Source organism: Streptomyces sp. NPDC053076 (assembly GCF_044546845.1).
In the GTDB taxonomy this organism is placed as follows: Bacteria; Actinomycetota; Actinomycetes; order Streptomycetales; family Streptomycetaceae; genus Streptomyces.
In genome coordinates this window covers 159,088-184,621 of record NZ_JBITZL010000003.1, presented here as the reverse complement: position 1 = coordinate 184,621, position 25,534 = coordinate 159,088, and the positions used below count along the sequence as shown (strand labels likewise).

At 71.3% G+C, this 25,534-nt stretch carries 22 protein-coding genes and 2 pseudogenes; 14 read left to right on the top strand and 10 right to left on the bottom strand.

The annotated features are described in order from the left end of the window. Positions 1–76: 76 nt before the first annotated feature. The 4 genes and pseudogenes from ACIGYR_RS14380 to ACIGYR_RS14365 form a co-directional block, all read right to left on the bottom strand. The gene (locus tag ACIGYR_RS14380; RefSeq protein WP_399598992.1) at positions 77–601 is read right to left on the bottom strand and encodes a hypothetical protein; all 525 of its coding nucleotides are present in this window, start codon (positions 599–601) and stop codon (positions 77–79) included. 191 nt (positions 602–792) lie between these two features. Then, a pseudogene (locus ACIGYR_RS14375) lies at positions 793–1,274 on the bottom strand (ABC transporter permease); the annotation flags it as partial. Beyond that, positions 1,263–1,511: pseudogene (locus ACIGYR_RS14370) on the bottom strand (ATP-binding cassette domain-containing protein); the annotation flags it as partial. The pseudogenes ACIGYR_RS14370 and ACIGYR_RS14375, both read right to left, overlap by 12 nt. A 65-nt stretch (positions 1,512–1,576) precedes the next feature. Further along, positions 1,577–2,032 carry a MarR family winged helix-turn-helix transcriptional regulator gene (locus ACIGYR_RS14365; protein ID WP_399598990.1) on the bottom strand — a complete coding sequence of 152 codons (456 nt, stop codon included), beginning with the start codon at positions 2,030–2,032 and terminating at the stop codon, positions 1,577–1,579. Between the two features lie 263 nt (positions 2,033–2,295). Here ACIGYR_RS14365 and ACIGYR_RS14360 point away from each other — a divergent pair, with 263 nt between their 5' ends. Further along, positions 2,296–3,093, top strand: coding sequence for an RNA polymerase sigma factor SigF (locus ACIGYR_RS14360; protein ID WP_391843101.1), 798 nt, complete (start codon positions 2,296–2,298; stop codon positions 3,091–3,093). Positions 3,094–3,096: 3 nt separating this feature from the next. Here the strand turns inward: ACIGYR_RS14360 and ACIGYR_RS14355 are convergent, their stop codons facing one another. Next, positions 3,097–3,411: an ANTAR domain-containing protein gene (locus tag ACIGYR_RS14355; protein WP_391843103.1), complete on the bottom strand. Its 315-nt coding sequence runs from the start codon at positions 3,409–3,411 to the stop codon at positions 3,097–3,099. 126 nt (positions 3,412–3,537) lie between these two features. Here ACIGYR_RS14355 and ACIGYR_RS14350 point away from each other — a divergent pair, with 126 nt between their 5' ends. Continuing rightward, positions 3,538–4,344, top strand: a complete 807-nt coding sequence (locus tag ACIGYR_RS14350; protein ID WP_391843105.1) for a VOC family protein — start codon at positions 3,538–3,540, stop codon at positions 4,342–4,344. A 55-nt stretch (positions 4,345–4,399) separates the two neighbouring features. On the opposite strand, the gene glgX is transcribed toward ACIGYR_RS14350, so the two are convergent. Together glgX and ACIGYR_RS14340 are read right to left on the bottom strand one after the other, a co-directional pair. Beyond that, on the bottom strand, positions 4,400–6,541 hold the full coding sequence (gene glgX, locus ACIGYR_RS14345; protein ID WP_399598985.1) for a glycogen debranching protein GlgX: 2,142 nt from the start codon (positions 6,539–6,541) through the stop codon (positions 4,400–4,402). Next, entirely contained in the window at positions 6,538–7,050 is a 513-nt protein-coding gene (locus ACIGYR_RS14340; RefSeq protein ID WP_399598982.1) for a pep a2, read from the bottom strand. Before ACIGYR_RS14340 ends, glgX begins: the two co-directional genes overlap by 4 nt. Positions 7,051–7,353: 303 nt before the next feature. On the opposite strand from ACIGYR_RS14340, the gene ACIGYR_RS14335 reads away from it, so the two are divergent. The 6 genes from ACIGYR_RS14335 to ACIGYR_RS14310 all read left to right on the top strand — a co-directional run bounded on the left by ACIGYR_RS14335 (position 7,354) and on the right by ACIGYR_RS14310 (position 16,253). Next, positions 7,354–7,653: a DUF5133 domain-containing protein gene (locus ACIGYR_RS14335; protein WP_161294330.1), complete on the top strand. Its 300-nt coding sequence runs from the start codon at positions 7,354–7,356 to the stop codon at positions 7,651–7,653. Between the two features lie 108 nt (positions 7,654–7,761). Beyond that, positions 7,762–9,753, top strand: a complete 1,992-nt coding sequence (locus ACIGYR_RS14330; RefSeq protein WP_399598979.1) for an alpha-1,4-glucan--maltose-1-phosphate maltosyltransferase — start codon at positions 7,762–7,764, stop codon at positions 9,751–9,753. Then, the gene (gene treS / locus ACIGYR_RS14325) at positions 9,750–11,468 is read left to right on the top strand and encodes a maltose alpha-D-glucosyltransferase (RefSeq protein WP_399598975.1); all 1,719 of its coding nucleotides are present in this window, start codon (positions 9,750–9,752) and stop codon (positions 11,466–11,468) included. The genes ACIGYR_RS14330 and treS overlap by 4 nt, the downstream gene beginning before the upstream one ends. A gap of 32 nt (positions 11,469–11,500) precedes the next feature. After that, positions 11,501–12,865 (top strand): maltokinase, encoded by a 1,365-nt coding sequence (locus tag ACIGYR_RS14320; protein ID WP_399598973.1) that lies wholly within the window; start codon positions 11,501–11,503, stop codon positions 12,863–12,865. 3 nt (positions 12,866–12,868) lie between these two features. Beyond that, entirely contained in the window at positions 12,869–15,070 is a 2,202-nt protein-coding gene (gene glgB, locus ACIGYR_RS14315) for a 1,4-alpha-glucan branching enzyme (protein ID WP_399598970.1), read from the top strand. A 94-nt stretch (positions 15,071–15,164) separates the two neighbouring features. Then, positions 15,165–16,253 carry a glutamate--cysteine ligase gene (locus ACIGYR_RS14310; protein WP_399598968.1) on the top strand — a complete coding sequence of 363 codons (1,089 nt, stop codon included), beginning with the start codon at positions 15,165–15,167 and terminating at the stop codon, positions 16,251–16,253. A gap of 19 nt (positions 16,254–16,272) precedes the next feature. Here the strand turns inward: ACIGYR_RS14310 and ACIGYR_RS14305 are convergent, their stop codons facing one another. Continuing rightward, entirely contained in the window at positions 16,273–16,506 is a 234-nt protein-coding gene (locus ACIGYR_RS14305; protein ID WP_391847899.1) for a DUF6480 family protein, read from the bottom strand. 149 nt (positions 16,507–16,655) lie between these two features. Here ACIGYR_RS14305 and ACIGYR_RS14300 point away from each other — a divergent pair, with 149 nt between their 5' ends. The 5 genes from ACIGYR_RS14300 to ACIGYR_RS14280 all read left to right on the top strand — a co-directional run bounded on the left by ACIGYR_RS14300 (position 16,656) and on the right by ACIGYR_RS14280 (position 23,335). Further along, positions 16,656–18,554, top strand: coding sequence for an AMP-dependent synthetase/ligase (locus ACIGYR_RS14300; RefSeq protein ID WP_399598966.1), 1,899 nt, complete (start codon positions 16,656–16,658; stop codon positions 18,552–18,554). Positions 18,555–18,703: 149 nt separating this feature from the next. Further along, positions 18,704–19,138, top strand: coding sequence for an ATP-binding protein (locus tag ACIGYR_RS14295; protein ID WP_391847897.1), 435 nt, complete (start codon positions 18,704–18,706; stop codon positions 19,136–19,138). 195 nt (positions 19,139–19,333) lie between these two features. Beyond that, positions 19,334–20,710, top strand: a complete 1,377-nt coding sequence (locus tag ACIGYR_RS14290; RefSeq protein WP_399598963.1) for an NAD(P)/FAD-dependent oxidoreductase — start codon at positions 19,334–19,336, stop codon at positions 20,708–20,710. A gap of 97 nt (positions 20,711–20,807) precedes the next feature. Then, entirely contained in the window at positions 20,808–21,017 is a 210-nt protein-coding gene (locus tag ACIGYR_RS14285; protein WP_391847895.1) for a DUF4287 domain-containing protein, read from the top strand. 95 nt (positions 21,018–21,112) lie between these two features. Continuing rightward, positions 21,113–23,335 carry an FUSC family protein gene (locus ACIGYR_RS14280; RefSeq protein WP_399600199.1) on the top strand — a complete coding sequence of 741 codons (2,223 nt, stop codon included), beginning with the start codon at positions 21,113–21,115 and terminating at the stop codon, positions 23,333–23,335. 58 nt (positions 23,336–23,393) lie between these two features. Here the strand turns inward: ACIGYR_RS14280 and ACIGYR_RS14275 are convergent, their stop codons facing one another. Both ACIGYR_RS14275 and ACIGYR_RS14270 read right to left on the bottom strand, forming a co-directional pair. After that, positions 23,394–24,248: a SigB/SigF/SigG family RNA polymerase sigma factor gene (locus ACIGYR_RS14275; RefSeq protein ID WP_399598959.1), complete on the bottom strand. Its 855-nt coding sequence runs from the start codon at positions 24,246–24,248 to the stop codon at positions 23,394–23,396. A 232-nt stretch (positions 24,249–24,480) separates the two neighbouring features. Further along, entirely contained in the window at positions 24,481–24,915 is a 435-nt protein-coding gene (locus ACIGYR_RS14270) for an ATP-binding protein (protein WP_399598956.1), read from the bottom strand. 125 nt (positions 24,916–25,040) lie between these two features. Between ACIGYR_RS14270 and ACIGYR_RS14265 the strand changes: the two genes are divergently transcribed. Next, the gene (locus ACIGYR_RS14265; RefSeq protein ID WP_399598953.1) at positions 25,041–25,280 is read left to right on the top strand and encodes a hypothetical protein; all 240 of its coding nucleotides are present in this window, start codon (positions 25,041–25,043) and stop codon (positions 25,278–25,280) included. Positions 25,281–25,534: the final 254 nt, after the last annotated feature.

Here is a 25,534-nt window from a genome sequence, read left to right as displayed (position 1 = left end):
CACGAGGTACGGGGTACGCACGGCGGGCGGCTGACCCGCACGAGGTACGTACGGCGGCGGGCGGCCCCTGCCCGCCTCAGGCGGTTCCCGGCTCCGTCTGGTCCCTCAGGAAGGCGGAGACCTGATGGGCCAGACCACCCTGCCCGGTGCTCGCGGGAGCCGCGGCCGTGGTGGCCTCCAGGACGCCGATGCCGCCCGCCCACAGCCGGCGGTCGCTCCACTCGTCGTCCACCCGCAGCTGCACCTGAACGTCCACGTGACTCAGGGCACTCTCGGGCGCGGCGGCGTAGAGCACGGCGGTGGCCCGGCGCAGCGGATAGACGTCGAAGCCCTCGATGAACTGGGAGTTGCGCCAGTCGATGAAGGCGCCCTCGCCGTCCGGGCCGACGCGGACGTCGAGCTGACCGTCCTCCAGATGGATGCCGAAGTGCCGCGCGCCCCGGTTCTCCACGGTCACCCGGACACTGAAATACGTCAGTCCGGCGGCGGCGTCGTCCCGTCCGCGCGGCGGCTCGGCCGCCTCCAGACGGTGGACGCGGACCCGCAGACCGGCATGCTCCTCGTACTCCTGCCAGTCCCCGACCACGTTCGGCTCGTACACAGTGCCCCTCTCGACCTTCGAGAGCTGCTGTCTATCTGTGCTCTCAGCGCACTGTCAAATGAGCGGAATGCGCTGTGGCCAGGGTATTCACCCGCTTTGATCGGTGATCAAGCGCTGCCCAGGAAGAATCCGTTCGCGGCCTGTTCCGGGCGGGTGCGCGCGCGTGCCGCACATCACGTCCGGGGGCAAGATCAGCGGGCCAGACGGCCGAGCAGCGCGGAGGCCGCGGTGATGCCGAGCGCAGCGGCCACCGCCAGGACGGCGAAGTCCAGCCGGTCGCGGCTGAGGACGATCCCCGCGATGGTCATCGACAGGCAGGAGAAGAACACGGAGACGAGGACCACCGCGAGGGCGACGCCGAGCAGCTTGACGATCACGACGACCCCGTGATCAGGGACGAGCGTGGGGTCGGCGTGACGAGCAGCTAGTTCAGGATGCCGGCGTCCCGCTCCCAGATGATCTGGATGCCGTAGAAGATCGCGATGGACATCGCCGACTGGGCGATGATGCCGGGCGCCAGATAGTCGATGTACGGCACCCCGCCGGTGGGGATCGCCCGGATCCGGGTGAAGGTCTGGCCGAAGATCAGCAGCCACAGGGCGGGCTGGACCGCGCGGGTGTACAGCTCGGTGCGGTCGTGGCGCAGCTTCTGCAGCTCGACCGCGGACGCGGCCGCGGTGCATCAGGCCGACCCGGTCGCAGCACTGGTCGTCCTCGTCCATGTAGTGGGTGGTGACCAGGACGGTCATGCCGGTGGCGGCGCGTACGGCGTTGATGTGCTCCCACACGGCGGTGCGGGCGATCGGGTCCAGGCCGATGGTGGGCTCGTCCAGGATCAGCAGCCGAGGCGCGCTGACCAGGGCTGGGCGAGTTCGAGGCGGCGGACCATGCCGCCGGCCTCTGTCACGGCACCGCCGGATGGGGGCCGGGCACCGCTGAGGCCGGGGGTGCCGGGTACGTCCGGGATCTCGCTCGTCATGTCTCCTCGGCTTCCTCGTGCAACGTGACGGCCAGCCTGCGCAGGGCCGGCAGGGCCGCGCGCAGCGCCTGCTGATCGGCCTCCCCGAGCCGCGAGACATGCCGGCCGACCAGTTCGGTCCGGCGGCGCTGCCAGTCCGCGAGCCGCTGTGCGGCGGCTCCGGTCAGCAGCAGACGGGCGGCACGCCGGTCGGCCGGGTCGGTCTCGCGGATCAGACAGCCGTCCCGGGCGAGCTGGTTGACCAGGGTCGACACGGAGTTGTTCGCCAGGTGCAGTTGTCGGGCCGCCTCCGAGATGCCGATGCCGGGCCGGGACTCGACCAGCCGCAGCAGCTCGACCTCGGCACCGCGCAGCCGGGGCCCGGTGACCCCGCCGCGCAGCCGGCGCCGGATCAGCCGCTGGACACCGACGAGCGCGTCGGCCAGGTCCGCCGGAAAGGTGTCCGCTTCCACACCCGAAAATTACCTCTGACACAGAGCTATTTCTTCCCGAGCGGGAGTCAAGAGCGCGACGACAGCGGCCCTCAGTGAGGCCCAGAGGACCTATATGTACTTATTTGTTTTGAGATGTCCGTCAGCGGGAAAGCGAACCACTGTGCTTCGGACATGAGGCACGTCCGTGGGAGCCGGCTCCGCCGGACGCCCCGATGTCCCCTCATCGTCCGAGCGCACCTCCCACGGTGTCCACCAGCACCTGCCGAGAGAGGTGCGCGCACATGCCTGTCACCGGCGGCACCAAGCCCCACCCCCACGACGACGCCCCGGACACCGGCGAGTCCTTCCAACGGCTCGCGCGGCTGCCGGACGGTCCCGAGCGCCAGGCGCTCAGGGACGAACTGGTCCGGCTGTGGCTGCCCATGGCCGAACGGATCGCCGTACGGTTCCGCGGCCGCGGCGAGGCCCTGGAGGACCTCTACCAGGTGGCCGCGCTGGGCCTGGTCAAGGCCGTCGACCACTACGACCCCGCCCGCGGCCGTGCCTTCGAGGCGTACGCGGTGCCCACCATCACCGGGGAGATCAAGCGTCACTTCCGGGACCACATGTGGACCCTGCACGTACCCCGCCGGGTACAGGACCTGCGCAACCGGGTCCGCACCGCCACGAAGGAGCTGGCCCAGACCACGTCGGGCCGGGCGCCCACCGTCGCCGAGATCGCCGCGCACACGCGGCTCAGCGAGGAGGAGGTGCGCACCGGCATGGAGGCGCTCGAGTGCTTCTCCGCACTGTCCCTGGACGCGGAGGTGGCCGGCACGGACGGTTACGCCCTCGGGGACTCCCTGGGCGGACCGGACCCGGGGTTCGACCTCGTCGTGGACCGGGCCGCGGTCAAGCCGTGTCTGGAGACGCTGCCCGAGCGCGAACGCACCATCCTCTACCTGCGGTTCTTCGGCGGTATGACACAGAGCCGGATCGCCGAGCAGCTCGGCATCTCGCAGATGCACGTCTCGCGGCTGCTCAGCGGCTGCTTCGACCGGCTGCGTGAGGAACTGCTCGCGGAGGCCCGCGCCCGCTGAACGCTATTCCTCCTCGGTACCGGGCACCTGCGTCGGGCCGTGCCGGTCCAGGGCGTCCTCGAGTGCGGCGCGGATGTCGGCCGGTATCTCCCCGCGCCGACCCCAGATCAGGATCAGCTCCGCGATGTGGCGCAGCTTGATGTTGCTGTGCTGGGAGACCTCCTTGAGCACCTCCCAGCCCTCGTCCGGGGTGACCCGGCCGAGGGCCACGACCATTCCGATCGCCTGGTCCACGATCGCGTGCGAGGTCATGGCCTCCTTCAGCTGGTCGACCTCTGCCTGTAGCGCGGCCACCCGGTCCGCCTCACTCTCTCCCATCTCTCCATCCTGGGCAGGGGGCTGCACCCCTGCCACCTGGGGTACTCGACAGGCACTCCACCCCCGTCCGGTTGGACACTGGTGCCAGACCGGTGGCCGCCCGGCCCCGAGAGCAGGACGACTGCCATGAACCACGACACCCCCGTCGGCGGACCGCGCAGGAAAGACGTCGTCTCCACGCACGCCGTCTACGGCGCGCCGTGCTGGGTGAGCCTGACCAGCCGCGACCTCCAGGCCACCGAGGACTTCTACTCGGCCGTCCTCGGCTGGCGCTGGCGGGGCGCCAAGCTCGGTGAACACTTCCGGATCGCCCTCGCCAACGGCGTCCCGGTGGCCGGGATCGCCGCCGTCGCCACCATGTGGCAGATGGCGGTGGCCTGGACGCCGTACTTCGCCGTCCAGGACGCGGACCTGGCCGCGTCCCGGGCCCGGGAGAGGGGCGGCACCGCCGCGGTGGGGCCCCTGTCGTTCCCCCCCGGCCGGGCGGCGCTGCTCGCCGACCGGGACGGCGCCACGTTCGGGATCTGGCAGGGGGAGCTGGTCACCAACTGGGAGGCGTGGCGGCAGGCGGCACCGACCTTTGTACGGCTGCACACCCGGGACGCCTTCGACGCCGCGATCTTCTACGGCGAGGTCCTGGGCTGGGCGACCGGCTCGGAGGGCTGCTGCGAGGTCGAGTACGACGGTGACGAGGTGGTGCTGCGCAGCCGGGGTGACGCGGTGGCGCGCATCGACTCGGGCGCGGTGGAGGCGGCCCCGGACCCCTCGGTGCGTCCGCACTGGCAGATCCACTTCGCGGTGACCGACGTGCCGGGCTGCGCCCGCGCGGCGGAGAAGCACGGGGGCAGCGTGCTGCGCGAGGACGAGACCGAGGCGATCCTGCGGGACGCCGACGGCGCGCAGTTCACGGTCACGGCCCGCCGCGCTCGCTGAGCCCACGGGCCCGCGGGTTCCCCTTCATGGGTACCCGCGGGCCCGCCGTGGCTCGTCACGCCCCGCGCGAGGGACGCGAGAGCAGAACCAGGCCGCGGGCCTCCACGCGGAGCTTCGTGCCGGCCTTGCGTTCGCGTTCGTCGGGGATCCCGTCGGGGTCGGCGGTGTCGATCAGGGTGGTCCAGCGCTCGCCGAAGGATTCGCCGGGCAGCCGGAAGACGACCGGCTCCCAGTAGCCGTTGACGAGCAGCAGGAAGGAGTCGTCGACCATGCGGCGGCCGTGCGGGTCCCGTTCGGCGATGGCGTCGCCGTTGAGGAACACGCCGACCGAGTGCGCGTCGTCACGCTGCCAGTCCCGGCCGGTCATCTCGCGGGCGTCGGGCCGGAGCCACATCAGGTCGGGCAGCGGCTGTTCGGCGTTGGTCGCGGTCTCGCCGCGGAAGAAGCGGCGGCGGCGCAGCACCGGGTGCGCCGCTCGCAGGGCGATCAGGTGCCGGGTGAACTCCACGAGCGACTGCTGCTCCCGCGCCAGTTCCCAGTCGATCCAGGAGATCTCGTTGTCCTGGCAGTAGGCGTTGTTGTTGCCGCGCTGGGTGCGCCCGAGTTCGTCGCCGTGGCAGAGCATCGGGATGCCCTGCGACAGCAGCAGGGTGGCGAGCAGGTTGCGCTGCTGGCGGGCGCGCAGTTCGAGGACGGCCGGGTCGTCGCTGTCGCCCTCCGCCCCGCAGTTCCAGGACCGGTTGTGGCTCTCGCCGTCCCGGTTGTCCTCGCCGTTGTCCTCGTTGTGCTTGTCGTTGTACGACACGAGGTCGCGCAGCGTGAAACCGTCGTGCGCGGTGACGAAGTTGACGCTCGCGCGCGGCCGGCGCCTGCTGTGCTGATAGATGTCGGAGGAGCCGGTCAGCCGGGAGGCGAACTCGCCGAGCGAGCCGGGCTCGGTCCGCCAGAAGTCCCGTACGGCGTCCCGGTACTTGCCGTTCCACTCCGACCACAGCGGCGGGAAGTTGCCCACCTGGTAGCCGCCCTCCCCCACGTCCCACGGCTCGGCGATGAGCTTGACCCGGCTGATCACCGGGTCCTGCTGGATCAGGTCGAAGAACGCCGAGAGCCGGTCCACCTCGTGGAACTGCCGGGCCAGGGTGGCCGCGAGGTCGAAGCGGAAGCCGTCGACGTGCATCTCGGTGACCCAGTACCGCAGCGAGTCCATGATCAGCTGGAGCACGTAGGGGTGCCGCATCAGCAGGCTGTTGCCGGTGCCGGTGGTGTCGTAGTAGTGCGCCCAGTCACCGTCGACCAGGCGGTAGTAGGAGGCGTTGTCGATGCCCCGGAAGGACAGGGTCGGGCCCATCTCGTTGCCCTCGGCGGTGTGGTTGTAGACCACGTCGAGGATGACTTCGAGCCCGGCCGTGTGCAGCGCCTTCACCATGGCCTTGAACTCGTTGACCTGCTGGCCGCGGGTACCGTGGGCGGCGTAGGCGTTGTGCGGGGCGAAGAAGCCGATGGTGTTGTAGCCCCAGTAGTTGGACAGGCCGCGGTCCTGGAGCACGCCGTCCTGCACGAACTGGTGCACCGGCATCAGTTCGACCGCGGTCACGCCGAGCGAGGTGAGGTGTTCGGTCACGGCGGGGTGCGCGAGGCCGGCGTAGGTGCCGCGCAGGGGCTCGGGGACGTCGGGGTGGGTGCGGGTGAGGCCGCGGACGTGGGCCTCGTAGATCACCGACTCCGCGTACGACGTCCTGGGCGGGCGGTCGTCGCCCCAGTCGAAGAATGGGTCGGTGACCACGCCCAGCATGGAGTGGCCGGCGCTGTCGGCCGGGGCGGGTCCGTCCGGGGCCCGCTCGTACAGGGAGGCGTGGTTGTCGATCTGGCCGTCGACGGCACGGGCGTAGGGGTCGAGCAGCAGTTTCGCCGGATTGCAGCGGTTGCCGAGGGCGGGCTGCCAGGGGCCGTGCACCCGGTAGCCGTAGCGCTGGCCGGGGCCGATGCCGGGCAGGTAGGCGTGCCACACGAACCCGTCGACCTCGTGCAGCCGGACCGGGGTCTCGGTGCCGGCGTCGTCGACGAGGATCAGCTCGACGCGCTCGGCGACCTCGCTGAAGAGGGCGAAGTTGGTGCCCTGGCCGTCGAACGAGGCACCCAACGGGTAGGGGTGCCCGCTCCAGACGGGCACCCCTGCGCGCTTCTTGCGGGCGGTCACCGGCTGCCCTCCAAGGCGTCGTCCCCGGCGGCCGCCGGCGCGGCCAGGGCGGCCACGCGCTCCATGCGTGGCACCTGGAGCCCCGTGCGCAGCATCGGCGCGGGGGCGACGGGCACCAGCGGCATGCGCTCGCCGGCACGGGCGCGCTGGGAGAACCAGATGATCTTGCTGCCGGTGTCCGAGGCGCAGCAGCCCCAGCCGTCGCTCATGGCGGCGATGTCCGCCAGGCAGGAGCGCAGGTCCTGGTCGGGGCGCAGATCCGGGTCGTTGTCGCCGAAGGCGGTGATGAGGTGCTGGCCGTTCCACCACATCTCGATGGAGGTGTGCTTGTCCGTCGCATGCGCGTCGATCGCCCGCAGCAGCAGTTCGGCGCCGCGGCAGACGGGGTCCACGAGGTTCTCGAGATCCCAGTAGCGGAGATGGGCGGCCAGGATGCGGCTGACCTGTACCACCCGTTCCGGGCTGACTTCCACATCGAGGTGGTAGTAGCAGGGCACTGCGGTCTTCATCGTCGCTTGCTCCTCACCGGCGAAGCTCTCGCTCCCCTGACCCCGTCCGGGAGGGATCCCGGACACACAGCGTGAGCGTTGATCGCTTCTGAGTCACCTCCACGGTGCGGGCACTACGCCATTCGTGCAACACGAGCACCCGGCACCCGTAATGGTTGAAGCTCCAACAAGACGCTGCGTCGTCGCGCGTGCACCATAAGTGAAAGCCTCGATCGCCGTAACGGTGCCGTGCCTCTCCGTGCGCGGACACCACCCGACCGTCGGGAACGCGCCCAGTCGAGAGCGTGGAAGGTGAAGAGGGCGATGCTGCTACCCGCCAAGGCCGAAGTGGCCCGGCAGTTGCGGCGTTACCGGGCGTGGGAGCGCGTGATGCTCGCCTCGCCTCACGACCGCACGGTCCGGGCCACCTTCGAAGACTCGGGGTACACGCTGTGCGTGCTGATGGGCAAACGCTGCGCCCGCGAGGCCGCGGACGCCGCAGAGCGCTATCTCCGCACGAACCTGGTCACCTACCTGCGTGAGCAGGACGCACGTCCGCAACCTCGTCGCGCGGCCAGAAGAGCGCCGCCGTCGGAGCGGCGTTCCACGGCGCCAAGCCCCTGACCTGGCACCGTACAAGGCGTTCCCCTCGGACCGGCACACGCCGGGCCGACTATCGGATCGCGAAGCCGGGCCGGGTGCCCGGCTTCGCGCACGGCGGAGGTGACACACATGCGCAGGACCCCGGCCATCGGCCGTGTACCGGTACGCGACGTCCGGCCGGCCGTGGAGTGCGGCAGGCGCCCGGCCAAAGCGGTGGCCGGGGAGACCTTCGAGGTCACGGCCACCGTGTTCCGCGAAGGGCATGACGCCGTCGGCGCGAACGTGGTCCTGCGCGATCCGGTGGGCCGGCGCGGCCCGTGGACACCGATGCGGGAGCTGTCGCCGGGAAGCGACCGCTGGGGGGCGGAGATCACGCCGGACGTGACCGGCCGCTGGACCTACCGGGTGGAGGCGTGGAGCCATCCGCTGGCGACCTGGCGGCGCATCGCGTCCGTGAAGGTGCCGGCCGGGATCGACACCGGCCTGGTGCTGGAGTCGGGCGCCGAGCTGTACGAGCGTGCCGGCGCCGGAGTGCCCAAGGGCCCGGAGCGCGACCTCGTGCTGGCCGCCGCACAGGCCCTGGGCGACGACTCCCTCTCGGTGCACCACCGGCTGAAGGCGGCGTTGTCGCCGGAGGTGGAGGAGGTGTTGGCCCGCTACCCGCTGCGGGAGCTGGTGACCGCCTCGGACGCGATGCCGCTGCTGGTGGAGCGTGAACGCGCCCTGTACGGCTCCTGGTACGAGTTCTTCCCGCGCTCGGAGGGCACCGCCGCGCAGCCGCACGGCACGTTCCGTACCGCCGCCCGCCGGCTGAAGCCGATCGCGGACATGGGCTTCGACGTCGTCTACCTGCCTCCCGTCCACCCGATCGGCACGACGTTCCGCAAGGGCCGCAACAACACCCTCACCGCCGGCCCGGACGACGTCGGCGTGCCCTGGGCGATCGGCTCGCCCGAGGGCGGCCACGACGCCGTCCACCCCGGCCTCGGCACCATCGAGGACTTCGACCACTTCGTCGCTCAGGCACGCGAACTGGGCCTGGAGGTCGCCCTGGACTTCGCGTTGCAGTGCTCACCGGACCACCCCTGGGTGCACAAGCACCCCGAGTGGTTCCACCACCGCCCCGACGGCTCCATCGCCCACGCGGAGAACCCGCCCAAGAAGTACCAGGACATCTACCCCATCGCCTTCGACGCCGACATGGACGGCCTGGTCACCGAGACCGTCCGCGTGCTGCGGCACTGGATGGGGCACGGGGTGCGGATCTTCCGGGTCGACAACCCCCACACCAAGCCCGTGGTGTTCTGGGAGCGGGTCATCGCCGAGGTCAACCGCCGGGACCCCGACGTGATCTTCCTGGCGGAGGCGTTCACCCGGCCCGCGATGATGCACACCCTCGCCCAGATCGGCTTCCAGCAGTCGTACACGTACTTCACCTGGCGCAACAGCAAGCAGGAACTGACCGAGTACCTCACCGAACTGTCGGGTGAGGCGGCGGCCTACATGCGGCCGAACTTCTTCGCCAACACCCCCGACATCCTGCACGGCTACCTCCAGCACGGCGGACGCCCCGCCTTCGAGGTCCGTGCCGTCCTGGCCGCCACCCTCTCCCCCGCCTGGGGCATCTACTCCGGATACGAGCTGTGCGAGAACACCCCGCTGCGGCAGGGTGGCGAGGAGTACCTGGACTCGGAGAAGTACCAGCTCAAAGCCCGCGACTGGGAAACCGCCGAACGCGAGGGCCGCACCATCGCCCCCCTCATCACCCGGCTCAACACCATCCGGCGAGAACACCCCGCGCTACAGCGCCTGCGGAATCTGCACTTCCATGAGACCGACAACGATGCCGTGCTCGCCTACAGCAAGAGCACGGGTACGGACACGGTCGTCGTGGTCGTCAACCTCGACCCGCGTCACACCCAGGAGGCCACGGTCTCGTTGGACATGCCGCAACTCGGCCTGGACTGGGACGCCACCCCACCGGTGCACGACGAACTGACGGGCGAGACGTACCACTGGGGCAGGACAAACTACGTGCGTCTCACGCCCGGCCGGACGCCGGCGCACGTGCTCCACGTCGGGCGATCGACGCCCCAGAACGGAGGGCCCGCAGCGTCATGACCGTCAACGACCCCGTACCGGACACTTTCGAGGACACTCCCGCGGGTGACCGGGACCCCGAGTGGTTCAAGCGTGCCGTCTTCTACGAGGTGCTGGTCCGCTCCTTCCAGGACAGCAACGGTGACGGCGTCGGCGACCTGAAGGGCCTGACCGCCAAGCTCGACTATCTGCAGTGGCTCGGCGTGGACTGTCTGTGGCTGCCGCCGTTCTTCAAGTCCCCGTTGCGCGACGGCGGATACGACGTGTCCGACTACACCGCCGTGCTCCCGGAGTTCGGGGACCTCGCCGACTTCGTGGAGTTCGTGGACGCCGCCCACCAGCGCGGCATGCGCGTGATCATCGACTTCGTCATGAACCACACCAGCGACCAGCACCCGTGGTTCCAGGAGTCCCGGAAGAACCCCGAGGGCCCCTACGGCGACTTCTACATGTGGGCCGACGACGACAAGCAGTACCAGGACGCCCGGATCATCTTCGTCGACACCGAGGCGTCCAACTGGACCTTCGACCCGGTCCGGGGCCAGTACTACTTCCACCGCTTCTTCTCGCACCAGCCGGACCTGAACTACGAGAACCCGGCAGTCCAGGAGGAGATCCTGGCCGCCCTGCGCTTCTGGCTGGACCTGGGCATCGACGGCTACCGCCTGGACGCGGTGCCCTACCTGTACGCGGAAGAGGGCACCAACTGCGAGAACCTGCCCGCCACGCACGCCTTCCTCAGGCGGGTCCGCCGGGATATCGACGCGATGTACCCGGACACCGTGCTGCTGGCGGAGGCGAACCAGTGGCCCGAGGACGTCGTCGACTACTTCGGCGACTACTCCACCGGTGGCGACGAGTGCCACATGGCGTTCCACTTCCCCGTCATGCCGCGCATCTTCATGGCCGTACGCCGGGAGTCGCGCTACCCGGTCTCCGAGATCCTCGCCAAGACCCCCGCGATCCCCACCAGCTGCCAGTGGGGCATCTTCCTGCGCAACCACGACGAGCTGACCCTCGAAATGGTCACCGACGAGGAACGCGACTACATGTGGGCCGAATACGCGAAAGACCCGCGGATGCGCGCCAACATCGGCATCCGCCGCCGCCTCGCCCCCCTGCTCGACAACGACCGCAACCAGATCGAGCTGTTCACCGCCCTGCTGCTGTCCCTGCCCGGCTCGCCGATCCTCTACTACGGCGACGAGATCGGCATGGGCGACAACATCTGGCTCGGCGACCGCGACGCCGTACGCACCCCCATGCAGTGGACCCCCGACCGCAACGCCGGTTTCTCCACCTGCGACCCCGGACGCCTGTACCTGCCCACGATCATGGACCCGGTCTACGGCTACCAGGTCACCAACGTGGAAGCCTCTATGTCCTCCCCGTCCAGCCTGCTGCACTGGACCCGCCGCATGATCGAGATCCGGAAGCAGAACCCCGCCTTCGGACTCGGCTCGTTCACCGAGCTGCCGTCCTCCAACCCCGCGGTCCTGGCGTTCCTGCGCGAGTACGGCGACGACCTGGTGCTGTGCGTGAACAACTTCTCCCGCTTCGCCCAGCCCACCGAACTCGACCTGCGCACCTACGACGGACGGCACCCCGTCGAGCTGATCGGCGGGGTGCGCTTCCCCGCCATCGGTGAACTGCCCTATCTGCTGACCCTGCAGGGCCACGGCTTCTACTGGTTCCGGCTCACCCGAGTCGCATCCCGCATCGGCCGCCGCCGCTGACCCGTCCGGCGCCGAGGAAAGGACGCGTCACCATGCCGAAGACCATCACCCCCCGACCGCGCACCGCGACCGGCGTCGACGGGCCCATGGCCTCACTGGGCGGTCTGCTGCGCGAATGGCTGCCGAGGCAACGCTGGTTCGCGGGCAAGGACCGGCCCGTCACCGATCTGTCGGTGCTGTCCGTGACCGAGCTGTTCCCGGGGTGTCTGCACCTGCTGGTGCACGCCTCGCACGTGCCGGTGCCCACCCCCGGCGGCACGTCCGCGCCCGGGGACTGCTACCAGCTGCTGCTGGGCCTGCGACGGCATCTCGCCCCGCGGCTGGAGCGTGCGTTCATCGGGCGGGCACAGGAAGGCCCGCTGGCCGGGCTCGCGGTGTACGACGCGCTGCACGATCCGCGTTCGGCGGATCTGCTGCTCCAGCGGCTGCGGCAGCCCGGCGCGGCGGGTCCGCTGCGGTTCGAGGCGGCCCCGGGCGCCCGAGTGCCCGGTGGCCTGCCGCCGCGGCTGCTGGACGCCGAGCAGTCCAACACCTCGATCGTGTACGGCGACGCGTACATCCTGAAGGTGTTCCGGCGGATCCAGCCGGGCGTCAACCCGGACCTGGAGGTGCCGGCGGCGCTGGCCGCGCAGGGCTGCGCCCGGGTGCCCGCGCCGGTGGCCTGGTTCACCACGACCGCCCCGCGCCGGGCCACCCTCGGAGTGCTCCAGCCGTTCCTGCCGGACGCCACCGACGGCTGGTCGCTGGCGCTCAGCGCGCTCGCCGCGGGCGACGACTTCACCACCGAGGCCCGCGCGCTGGGCCGGGCCATGGCGGAGGTGCACCTGGCGCTGGCCGATGCCTTCCCGCCGGCCGCGCCGGGCGAGAACGGCCGTACGGCCGAGGCGATGTGCGCGCGGCTGAACGCCGCCGCGCACGCCGTACCCGGGCTGCTGCCCTTCGTGCCCGGCCTGAAGGCCGCGTTCGGGGCGCTGGCCACCTGCGACACGGGGCCGCCCGCCCAGCGCATCCACGGCGACCTGCACCTCGGGCAGGTGTTGCGGGCCGGCCGCGACTGGTTCGTCATCGACTTCGAGGGTGAACCGTCGCGCCCGCTCGCCGAGCGGCGGGCCCCGCAGTCCCCGGTGCGCGATGTGGCCGGGATGCTGCGCTCCTTCGACTACGCGGCCCGGCAGCGCCGCCCCTGGCGACCCGAGTGGGCGCGCCGCTGCCGGGAGGCGTTCTGCGCGGGCTACGCGGCCCGCGCGGGCTGGGATCCACGCAAGAAGCACGCGCTGCTGCGCGCGCACGAGACGGACAGGGCGGTCTACGAGGTGCTGTACGAGGCGAGACACCGGCCGGACTGGCTGCCGGTTCCGATGGCGGCGATCAAGCGACTCGCCGTGTGGGGAGGCTGACTCATGGCACTGCGTGACACCACGCGACCCGAGACCGCGGGGCCCGTGCCGCCCGCGGCCGTCCCGCTGGACACGGCCGACCGTGACCGGCTGCTGGCCGGCGCGCACCACGATCCGCACGCCCTGCTGGGCGCCCACCCCGTTCCGGGCGGCACGCTGTTCCGGGCGCTGCGCCCGAACGCCCGGGCGGTGAGTGTCCTGATCGACGGCAAGCGCACCGAGATGTGGTCGGAGGGCGACGGGCTCTTCGCCACCGTCCTGACGTGCGCGGAGATCCCCTCCTACACCCTCCTCGTGGCGTACGGCGACACCGAACAGGAGGTGCAGGACCCGTACCGCTTCCTGCCCGCCCTCGGCGAGCTGGACCTGCACCTGATCGGCGAGGGCCGGCACGAGCAGCTGTGGCGGGCGCTCGGCGCCGAGCCGATGGTCCACCAGGGCGTGGCAGGCACCCGCTTCACCGTGTGGGCGCCGAACGCCCAAGGGGTGCGGGTGGCGGGGGACTTCACGTACTGGGACGGCACGCAGTACCCGATGCGGTCGCTCGGCGCGTCCGGGGTGTGGGAGCTGTTCCTGCCCGGGATCGGCGAGGGCACCCGGTACAAGTTCGAGATCACCTCCCGGCACGGCCACCGCTTCCTGAAGGCCGACCCGATGGCCCGGTGCGCGGAGGTGCCGCCGGACACCGCGTCGGTCGTGACGGCCTCGCGCTACGAGTGGGGTGACACGGAGTGGATGGCGCATCGTGGTGACACACCCGTGCACCAGGCGCCGTTCTCGGTGTACGAGGTGCATCTGCCCTCCTGGCGACCCGGTCTGACCTATCGCCAGCTGGCCGACGAACTCCCGGCCTACGTCAAGGAGATGGGCTTCACCCACGTGGAGCTGATGCCCGTGGCCGGGCACCCCTTCAGCGGCTCCTGGGGTTATCAGGTCACGTCCTACTACGCGCCCACACCCCGGCTCGGCTCCCCCGACGACTTGCGGTACTTCGTGGACGCCTGTCACCGGGCCGGCCTCGGCGTGATCATGGACTGGGTGCCGGCGCACTTCCCGAAGGACGACTGGGCGCTGGCCCGGTTCGACGGGGACCCGCTGTACGAGCCCGGGAACGCCACGCGGGCGGAGCACCCGGACTGGGGGACGTACGAGTTCGACTACGGCCGCACCGAGGTGCGCAACTTCCTCGTCGCCAACGCGGTCTACTGGTGCGAGGAGTTCCACATCGACGGGCTGCGCGTGGACGCCGTCGCCTCCATGCTCTACCTGGACTACTCGCGGGACTCCGGCCAGTGGGAGCCGAACGTGTTCGGCGGCCGGGAGGATCTCGACGCGGTCGCCTTCCTCCAGGAGATGAACGCCACCGTGTACCGGCGCTGCCCGGGCGTGGTGACCATCGCCGAGGAGTCCACCGCCTGGGACGGGGTGACCCGGCCGACGGACAGCGGCGGCCTCGGGTTCGGCCTGAAGTGGAACATGGGCTGGATGCACGACTCGCTGGAGTACATCCAGAAGGAGCCGGTGCACCGCAAGTACCACCACGACGAGATGACGTTCTCGATGGTGTACGCCTACAGCGAGAACTACGTCCTGCCCATCTCCCACGACGAGGTGGTGCACGGCAAGCAGGCGCTGGTGTCGAAGATGCCCGGCGACTGGTGGCAGCGGCGCGCCAACCACCGTGCCTATTTGGGCTTCATGTGGGCCCACCCCGGCAAACAGCTGCTGTTCATGGGGCAGGAGTTCGCGCAGGGGGCGGAGTGGTCCGAGGCACACGGCCCGGAGTGGTGGCTGCTCGGCGACGACTACCACTCGGCCGGCGACCACCGGGGCGTCCAGGCCCTGGTCCGGGACCTGAACACGGTGTACCGGGCGATGCCGGCGCTGTGGCAGCGGGACACCGACCCGGGCGGCTTCCGGTGGGTTCTGTGTGACGCGGCGGACGACAACGTCCTGGCGTTCCTGCGGTTCGCCGCCGACGGCAGCCCGCTGCTGGCGGTCTCGAACTTCTCTCCCGTCGTCCGGCAGGACTACCGCCTGTGGGTCCCGGACGACCTCCCCGCCTGGCACGAGGCGCTGAACACCGACGACGTCCGCTACGGCGGCAGCGGGGTCGGCACCGCGGGACCGGTCAAGCCCGAGGACGGGTTCCTCCGGCTGACGCTGCCGCCGCTCGCCACCGTCTGGCTGGCGCCGGAGCGCTGAAAGCCGCAGGTGTCGGCGGCCGTCCGAGGGGCAGTCGAGGTCGTACAGACCGTCGGCTGCCCCTAGTGGCACGGACAGAAGGGCGGCACACCAGGTGCGCACTGTCGGAGTGGAGGAGGAACTCCTCCTGGTCGATCCGGACAGCGGGGACCCGAGGGCGCTGGCGGCAGCAGTCCTCGCCCGCGCCGCTCAGGACGATCCCGGGCAGGACGTCTTCGAGAAGGAGCTGTTCGGCCAGATGCTGGAGTTCGCCACGCATCCGCAGTCGGACATGGCGGACCTCGGTGACGAGATCGTCCGCTGTCGCAAGGAGGCTGCCCGGCACGCCGGGCAGATCGGTTGCACCGTCGCCGCGCTGGCCACCTCTCCCCTGCCGGTCAGTCCCTCCCTCAGCGTGAACGATCGGTACCAGTGGCTGGCCGAGCGGTACGGGGTGCCCACCTGGGACCAGCTCGTGTGCGGCTGCCATGTCCATGTGTCGGTGGAGTCCGACGAGGAGGGCACAGCCGTCCTCGACCGGGTCCGCCCGTGGCTGTCGGTGCTGCGGGCGATCAGTGCGAACTCCCCGTTCTGGCAGGGCCGCAACACCGGCTACGCCAGTTATCGCAGCCGGGTGTGGAACCGCTGGCCGTCGGCCGGGCCGACCGAGCTGTTCGGGACCGCCGAGCGGTACCACCGACGGGTGGCCGACATGGTGGCCACCGGAGTCATCCTCGACGAGGGGATGGTCTACTTCGACGCGCGGCTGTCGGCCCACTATCCGACCGTGGAGTTCCGGGTCGCGGACGTGTGCCTGGGCGCGGACACCGCCGTGCTGGTCGCGACGCTCTGCCGCGCCCTCGTGGAGACGGCCGCGCGCGACTGGCGGGCGGGCCGGCCGGCGGCCGACCCCGGCGTGAGTCTGCTCAGGCTGGCCGACTGGCAGGCCGCCCGGTTCGGGCTGGAGGAGGACCTCCTGGACCCGGTCAGCCTGCGGCCCCGGCCCGCTCCTCAGGTGCTCGAATCCCTGCTGGAGCATGCCGGGGACGCGCTCACCGAGACCGGCGACGCGGACCGCGCAGCACATACCGTCGACGAGCTGCTGCGCCGGGGCAACGGCGCGCGCGAGCAGCGCCGGCTGCTGGAGCACACCGGCAGCCTGCGCGACGTCGTCACCGAGTGTGTGCGGCGTACGCAGGGTTAGACGTCCCGCCCGGCGGGGTTCAGAGGATCAGGATCAGGGCGTAGACCAGGAAGAACGCCGCTATCAGCGCGACCAGGAGCAGGATCAGGGTCAGCGGAGCCTTGGCCCAGCCTCTGTGCTGGGCGTGCGGCTCCCGGGGCCCGGCCTCGGGCATGCTGCTCTCGGCGGGCGGTGTCTCACCGGGCGGAACTCCCCCACCTGGCTCCAGTCCGGTCGTGCGCTCGGGTTCCGGATCGGGATTCACATGACTCATGCCTCCCGAGTCCCCAGGACGCGCCCACATCATCAGCCGATCACGACTTCCCCGATCCTCTCACCGAACGCGCTTGCCTGAGCTACATTCGAGCACCGCCGACACCGAGCCGATCGGCGGAGTGACCCTCCGTACACCGGGAGCAGCGCATGCGCGACGTCGCCCTCGCTCCGGCCTCCACCCCGCCGCTGACCGGCGGTCTCGCCGACTGTGTCTTCGCGGCGGCGGACCGGAATCCGACGCTGCCGATGCTGGCGCGCCGCGCGGGTCCCGGCGCGGCCGGATGGGAGGAGGTGACGGCGGTCGAGGTGCGGGACGAGGTGGTCGATGTGGCCAAGGGCCTGATCGCCGCCGGGATCACGCCCGGCCACCGGGTGGCCCTGATGGCCCGGACCCGCTACGAGTGGACGGTGCTGGCCCACGCGCTGTGGGCCGTGGGCGCCGAGGTCGTACCGGTCCATCCGGCCTCGTCCCGGGACCAGGTCGAGTGGATCCTGCGGGACGCGGGCTGCGTGGCCGTGGTCGTGGAGGACGAGCAGGGCGTGATGACCGTCGGCACGGTGTGCGCCCGGCTGCCGCGGCTGCGGCACGTCTGGCAGCTGGACACGGGGGCGCTGACCGATCTCGTCGAGCGGGGCACGGTGGTCCCCTACACCACGGTGGAGTCGCTGCGCCGGATCGTGCTGCCGGACTCCACGGCGGCCGTCGTCTACACCTCCGGCACCTCGGGCCGCCCGATGGGCTGCGCCCTCAGTCACCGGGGCCTGGCCTACCCGTGCGACACCCTGCTGGCCGGCTGGGCGCACACCGCGGCGCCCCCCGGCGAACAGCCGTCCGTGCTGGCCTTCCTGCCGTTCTCCCACGTCTACGGCATGATGATCATGCTGACGTGTGTGCGCGGCGGAGCGCTGATGGCGCATGAGCCGGAGGTGACGGAGACGGCACTGGCGTCGGCGTTGAGCAGCTTCCGTCCGACGTACCTCTACGGCGTGCCGTCGGTGTTCGAGAGGCTGTACAAGACCTTTCTGCGCACCGCCCAGCAGGCGGGCCGGGGTGCCCTGTTCGAGCGGGCCGCGCAGACCGCGCGGGACTTCGCCGCGGCCGAGGAACGCCGGCGGCTGGGCACCGGGCCGGGGCCGGGTTTCGAACTGAGGCTGCAGCACTCCCTGTTCGAGCGGACGGTGTACCGCAGGCTCCGGGCCGCGCTCGGCGGCCGGGTGGTGCGGGGCACCTCGGGCGGTTCGGCGCTCGGCCGTGAACTGGCCCTGTTCTACGAGGGCATGGGTGTCTTCGTCCACGACGGCTATGGGCTCACCGAGGCCGCCGGCGGGATCACCATGCAGCCGCTCGGCCGGGAGAAGTCCGGGACCGTCGGGCTGCCGCTGCCGGGCACCCAGGTCCAGGTGGCCGACGACGGGGAGATCCTGGTGCGCGGGCCCTCGGTGTTCCAGGGCTACATCAGCGACGAGTCGGCGACCCGGGCCGCGCTGCGCGGCGGCTGGCTGGCCACCGGGGACATCGGCCGGCTCGACTCCGAGGGCTATCTGACGATCACGGGGCGCAAGAAGGACATCATCGTCACCAGCGGCGGCAAGAGCGTGGCGCCGGCCCTGCTGGAGCAGCGCCTGCGCATGCATCCGCTGGTCCACCAGGCAGTGGTGATCGGCGACGACCGGCCTTGTGTCGGCGCCCTGATCACCCTGGACCCGGACTTCCTCGCGCACTGGCGGGGCGCCCTGGCGCTGCCGGGTGACCACCCGGGCCGGGAGGCCCGGGAGGAGAACGCGCTGCGGGAGGAGATCGCGCGGGCCGTGGCCTCCGCCAACAGCGCGGTGTCCCGCGCGGAGTCCATCAGGGTCTACCGTGTCCTCCAGGAATCGTTCGCGGCGGACAACGGGCTGCTCACACCGTCCATGAAACTGCGCCGGGACGCCGTCGTGCGGCACTACGCGGCCGAGATCGAGGCGATGTACCAGGCGCGTTCGCGCTCGCGGCCGGTTGCGCAGGAGCCGGCCGAGTGGGACGAGGCGGATGACGTCTTCCGCTGAGAAGGTGCACCCGGGGGCCGCCGGGCCGGGGGGGACGGATAGTCCGCGCGGCTTTGGGAACCCGCAGCGGAGCAAGAGATCAGCAACGACGACCGTCCTGGCCGGAGGGGCCGAGCGGGCCCTCCCGGGCCGGGGCCGGGGAATGCGAGATGGTGACGGAGCCGCGTTGGGACGACACACCACCCGCGGAGGAGAGCCACGAGCGTACGTTCTCCTTCCCGGGTGAGCTGCGCAACGTCACGGGGGCACGGCTGGCGGCGGAGGAGTTCTTGTGCTCCCTCGCCCGGCACGCGCCGCCCGGGGCGCACGAGTACTGGGACGACATCCTGCTGGTGGTCACGGAGCTGGCCGCGAACGCCGTCCAGTACGCGCCCGGCCCGTTCGATCTGCGGCTGCGCCGCACCTTCGACGGGGTGCACGTGACGATGCGGGACACGAACCGGACGACGCCGCAACCGCGGCCCTTCCACCCGCGTACGGGCGGCGGCGGCATCGGCTGGCATCTGGTGCACACCCTGTGCACCCAGGTCAGCGTCGTCGTGCACGACGGCGGCAAGGACATCCACGCGTTCCTGCCCTGGTGACGGATGTTCGACGTGTAGGTGTACGCCATCCGGTTACTCCACCCCGCTGTGGGGCACGTTGATCCCCACGCGTTCGTCTGCCTGCCGCGCTCAGCTGGCGGAACGGCTGCAGGCACGGTGGGATCGGAGTTGGTGTGTGGCGATCCGGGGCAGGCGAACGGCATCGAGCAGGACCGCCTGGAGCCGCAGAAAGGGATGGACACCGTGACACGACCCAGGATCCTGGTGGTTGGCGCCGGCTTCGCCGGAGTCGAGTGCGTCCGCCGCCTGGAGCGGAAACTCGCCCCCGACGAGGCCGACGTCACGCTGGTGACGCCGTACGCCTATCAGCTGTATCTCCCCCTGCTGCCCCAGGTCGCCTCCGGCGTGCTCACGCCGCAGTCGATCGCCGTGTCCCTGCGCCGGAGCAAGAAGTACCGCACCCGGATCATCCCGGGCGGCGCGATCGGTGTGGACCTGAAGTCCAAGGTGTGCGTGGTGCGCACCATCACCGACAAGATCGTCAACGAGCCCTACGACTACATCGTGCTGGCGCCGGGCAGCGTGACCCGCACCTTCGACATCCCCGGTCTGACCGACCACGCCTTCGGGATGAAGACGCTCGCCGAGGCCGCCTACATCCGCGACCACGTGATCTCGCAGCTGGACCTGGCGGACGCCAGCGACGACCCGGCGGAGCGGGCCGCGCGGCTGCAGTTCGTGGTGGTCGGAGGCGGCTACGCGGGCACCGAGACCGCGGCCTGCCTGCAACGGCTGACGCACGCCGCCGTGCAGCGCTACCCGCGCCTGGACCCGGGTCTGATCAGGTGGCACCTGATCGACATCGCGCCCAAGCTCATGCCGGAGCTGGGTGACAAGCTCGGCCGCAGCGCGCAGGAGATCCTGAAGCGACGCGGCGTCGAGGTCTCGCTGGGCGTGTCGATCGACAAGGCGGGCCCGGAGGAGGTCACCTTCACCGACGGCCGGGTGGTGCCCACGCACACCCTGATCTGGACGGCCGGTGTGGTCGCCAGCCCGCTGATCGCCACGCTCGGCGCGGAGACGGTCAAGGGCCGGCTCGCGGTCACCGCCGAGATGTGCCTGCCGGGGCACGACGGGGTGTTCGCGCTCGGTGACTCGGCGGCGGTGCCGGACCTGGCGAAGGGGCAGGAGGGTGCGGTGTGCCCGCCCACCGCGCAGCACGCCATGCGGCAGGGCAGGAAGGTCGCCGACAACGTCATGGCGGCCCTGCGGGGCCGGCCGCTGCAGCCGTACGAGCACAAGGACCTGGGGCTGGTGGTGGACCTGGGCGGCAAGGACGCGGTGTCCAAACCGCTCGGTATCGAGCTGCGCGGGCTGCTCGCGCAGGCGGTGGCGCGCGGATACCACTGGTCGGCGTTGCGCACGAACGTCGCCAAGGCCCGTGTGATGACCAACTGGCTGCTGAACGCGGTCGCGGGCGACGATTTCGTCCGCACCGGCTTCCAGGCGCGCAAGCCCGCCCGGCTGAAGGACTTCGAGTTCACCGACGCCTATCTGACGCCGGAACAGGTACGGGCGCGCGTGGGCGGCACCGCACTGGACCAGCTCTGATGTGACCTGAATCACCGAGAGACCGCCGATCATTTCCCACCGGACCGGCGGTCTTCTCAGGTGACCGGCATACGTCACACGGAGGGAACACCGCACCATGACCGAGAAGACCGTGAAGGGCCCGGCGAGCTACTTCCCCGCGATCGAGAAGAAGTACGGCCGCCCGGTCGCCGAGTGGCAGGAGCTGATCCGCTCCTCACCGCTGACCAAGCACATGGAGCTGGTCGGCTGGCTGAAGTCGGAGCACGGACTCGGTCACGGACACGCCAACGCCCTGGTGGCCGCCACGCTGGCCGAGAGCAGGTAGCCCGGACCCGCGTGCGATGCTGGGTCGGAGATCATTTCTGGCACGGGAGAGAGCACGGCGGCGTGAAGGCAGCGGGACGGTCGGGACAGGTACGGATGTGGGACCGGCTCGCGGCGTCGGACCCGGGGCTGCTCCGCCTCACCGCGGGACTGCGCACGGTCACCGCCATCGCGCTGACCCTCGCCGTCCTCGCCGTGCTGCGCGTCCCGGTGCCGCAGCTGGTCGCCGGAGCCATGGCGGCGATGGTCGCCACCTTCGCCATCCGGGAGAAACAGCGGGGCCCGCAGGCCGTCACGCTGGCGCTCGGCCTGCCGGTGGCACTGGTCTCGGTCACGCTGGGCGCCCTGCTCAACCAGCAGGTCGTGGCCGGGGACCTGTTCTTCGTCGTCCTCATCTTCTGCGCCGTCTACGGCCGCCGGTTCGGTGACCGCGGCACGGCGCTGGGGCTGATCGGCTTCCAGATCTACTTCCTCTCCCTGTTCGTGCACGCGACGATCTCCGGGCTGCCGGCGCTGTTCGGTGTCATCTGCGTGGCGTTCGCGGGCAGCGCCGCCGCCCGGTTCATGCTGTTGCCGCAGACCCCGGCGGGCACCCTGGACCGGCTGCGGCGGGCCTTCCGCGCCCGGCTCGCGCAGCTGCTCGCCACGCAGGCCGAGCTGCTGGACGCCGGCCCCGACGGGGTGGAGAAGGTGCTGGAGGAGTTGCGCACCGGCACCGCGCGGCTGCACGAGACGGCGCTGATGATCCAGGGCCGGCTGGAGGACGGCACCTCGGACCCGGCCGTGGCCCGGCTGCTCCAGCGCCGTATCGCGGACGCCGAGATCGCCGCCGAACGGCTCGGGCTGCTGCTGCTCACCGCGCGCAGCGCCGAGCGGACCGACACCCTGACCCTGCACCTGCCGGGCGCCCCGCTGCCCTCGGGGGGCGAGCTGCCGGTGCGGGACGAGGCGACGGCGGCGCTCCGCCGGGACCTGAAGGCGCTGCGGGTGCTGATGCTGCGGCCGGCCGGCGAGGCGTCGGGGACCGCGCTCGCCCACGTGCGCAACCGGCTGCTCGGCTATCGCGAGGAAGAGAACCTGCCCAAGGCCGCTCCGGCCGTACAGGACGTCTTCCGTGGCCTGGGCGAGGCCGCGCGGGCCGCGCTCGGCCTGCGCATCGCGCTGGACGGCCCGCAGGACGAGTCCGACGACTCCCCGGCGACCGCCCGCTCACGCGAGGAGCTGGACGCGGAGGACGCCGCGATCGAGATCAGCGAGGAGAGCGAACCGGAGGAGGCGGAGCCGGCCGGTCTGCAGCGGCCCACCACCCGGGCCGCGCTGCAGGTGGCCGTCGGCTCCTCGCTGGCCATCGCCGGCGGCGAGCTGCTGTCCAGCCAGCGCTGGTACTGGGCGGTGCTGACCTGCTGGATCGTGTTCCTCAACACCGCCTCCACCGGCGAGATCCTGGTGAAGGGCTACCGCCGGCTGCTGGGCACGGTCCTCGGGGTGGTGGCCGGCATCGGGCTCGCCGGGCTGATCGGACACCACACCTGGACGGCGTTCGCACTGGTGCTGCTGTTCATCTTCGCGGTGTTCTACACCGCGCCCCTGTCGTACACCCTGATGTCGTTCTTCGTGACGGCGATGCTGGGCCTGTTGTACACCCTGCTGAACACGTACAGCATGTCGGTGCTGGTGCTGCGGATCGAGGAGACGGCGCTCGGCGCGGCCTGCGGGGTGATCGCCGCGGCGGTGGTGCTGCCGATCCACACCGACCGCCGTACCAACGACCTCCTCATGGCGACCCTGGACCGGCTCGCCGACGTGACGCGGGGCGCCGTCGACCAGCTGAGCGGCGGGACCGGCGGCGATCTGGTGGAGCAGGCGCGCGAGCTGGACCAGGCGCTGGCCGACCTGCGGGCGGCCACCCAGCCGCTGACCCATCCGATCACGCCGCTGCGCTCGCGCCGGGACACGGCCCGGTACGTGGTGGCGCTGCTGGAGACCTGCGCGTACCACGGGCGTTCCCTCGCGGCCACGGCCGAGCTGCTGCCGACGCATCCGTCCATCGCGGCGGATCCGCGGTTGCGCGGGGCCTGCGGGCGGATCGTGCACAACATCGAGGCGATCGCCGCGCATGTGGCGGATCCGCGGTCCACCGCGGAGATCGAGACCGGCTCCAGCATCGCGTCGATGCTGGAACCGGGAACCGCGCACACTCCGCGCTACGGCCGGGTGACGGACCGGGTGCTGCGTCATCTGCAGCGGCTGGACGAGGCGGTCTCCGGTCTGGCCCGCCCGCTGGGCGTCGCCGGGGGCCCGGCACAGCCAGGGAGGTGAGCGCCCGCGCCCGGCCCGCCGCGCACCGCTGATCGGCCGCTCACCGCCGGCCGGCCGCTCACCGCTGGTCGGTGCCGGGGTGGCGGCTGCCGAGCACCTCGTCACGGACGCGGGCACAACTGCGGCTGATCAGCCGGGACACGTGCATCTGGGAGATGCCGAGCCGGTCGGCGATGCGGCTCTGCGTCATGTCCTCGAAGAAGCGCATGTAGAGAATGGCCCGCTCGCGCTCGGGCAGCCGGCGCAGCCCCTCCTTCGCCGCCTCGCGGTCGACCACGACGTCGTAGGAGGTGTCCGCCTCGCCGAGGGTGTCGGCGAGGCTGTATCCGTCGTCGGCGGCCGAGAGCTCGGCGTCCAGCGAAAGGGTGCTGAAGCTCTCCAGCGCCTCCAGCCCGGCGGTCACCTCTTCCTCGGTGAGCCCGGTGTGGGCGGCGATGTCGGCGACGGCGGGTTCGGGGCTGCCGGGGTTCTGGGTGAGCTCGCGCCGGGCCACCCGGACCCGGTTGCGCAGTTCCTGCACCCGGCGCGGCACCCGGAGGGCCCACATCCGGTCGCGGAAGTGCCGCTTGACCTCTCCGGTGATCGTCGGCACGGCATAGCTCTCGAAGGCCCCGCGGGAGGGGTCGAAGCGGTCGATGGCCTTGACCAGTCCGAGCGCGGCCACCTGGCGCAGATCCTCGACGGACTCGCCACGGTCGCGGAACCGGCCGGCGATCCGGTGGGCCATGGGCAGCCAGGCGGTGACGAGTTCATCGCGTACGGCGTCCCGCTCGGGGCCGTCGTCCAGTTCCGCCAGCCGGGCGAACAGGTCCGCGGTGTCGGGGGCGTCGTCGTGGTGCCGCCTGCTGGGCGTCGGGGCGGCACCGGCGGGGGCGGACGTCCCGGGACGGCTTGTCGACAGGTCGGTCAGCATGCGGAATCGCTCCTGAACGTGGTTTCAGGGCACGGCCGGAACGGGGTTCCGGGTCCTGGCCCGAACGGGGGTGTCAGGGGGAGTTGCGGGGGATCCGCCGGGCCCGCCAGGAAGGGGGCCCGGACAGCGGTCGTGTTCCCCGCCGGGGCGCGCCTCCGGTCCGAAGCACGAGATTCCGTCTGCCCCCCGGCCATGCGGGCAAACGCCGCTGCGCGGAACTTCGCGAACCGCTTCAGCGCAGCGGTACGACGGCCGTGATGCGCTTGCCGCCGCAGGGCAGCTCCGCGACCCGGACGTCCCGGGCCAGCCGGCACACGATGGGCCAGCCGCGCCCGCCCGGCAGGGTACGGCCGCTGTCGTCCCTGGCCTGGAGGGCCACCGGGACTTCGTCACTGCGGTCGCAGACCGAGACCCGGACGCCGCCGGCGTCGACATCGACGTCGAAGCCGGTGATGCCGCCGCCGTGCAGCAGGGCGTTGGTGGCGAGTTCCGAGGTGACCAGCAGGGCGTCCTCCACCGCCTCGGGCGGGCACGGCAGGGCGCGGGCGCGGCACCGCTCGGTCATCACGCGCTCCACCTTTCTGCGCGCCTCGGCCGGTCGGCCCGGCACCCAGCGGCGCGCGTCCGGCAGGTTCGCGCGGGAGTTGGTCCGGTGCTTGTCGAGCATCCTTGTCCTCCCTGAGCGGTGCCCGGATTGCGTTGCTCTCTCCCTTCCGGCTGACCCTCCAAGCCGCTGTCAAACACCGTCGGTGGCGGTGTCATCACCTGGATTCCGGCGGGTACCCGCCCGGCATGAGCGATGTCGTGGACGCGGACGAATTGTTGCGGCGGATCCGGCGGGGCCGGGAGTACGCGGCCGAGGAGGAGCGGGCCTGGCTGGAGCGGGCCCAGAGCCTGACGGCGACGGATCCGGAGGGTGCGCGGGAGGCGGCGGACCGGGCGCGGGCGTACGAGGCGGTCCAGCGGGTGCTGGAGGAGATCGTCCGCCCGGGCGAGGCGGCACGGACGGACGGGGTGAAACAGGTCACCTGACCCGCTTGCAGTGAGCGACCCGCAAGAAAGATGGTTTACTATTCATCCATACGTGATGCGGGAGTGGCGCGGAACCGTCCTTCCCCCTCCCACGCGTCACCGCATACGGCCCTGGCTGGTCTCCCCCGTCCAGCCAGGGCTTTTTGCTGCCCGGCAGGCGACACGCCGACGGAAAACGGCAGCCTTCGAGGTGCCCGGCACGGCAGCAGCGGCTGAAATGGGCTTAAGCACAGCACCGGATCCGCAACCGCCGC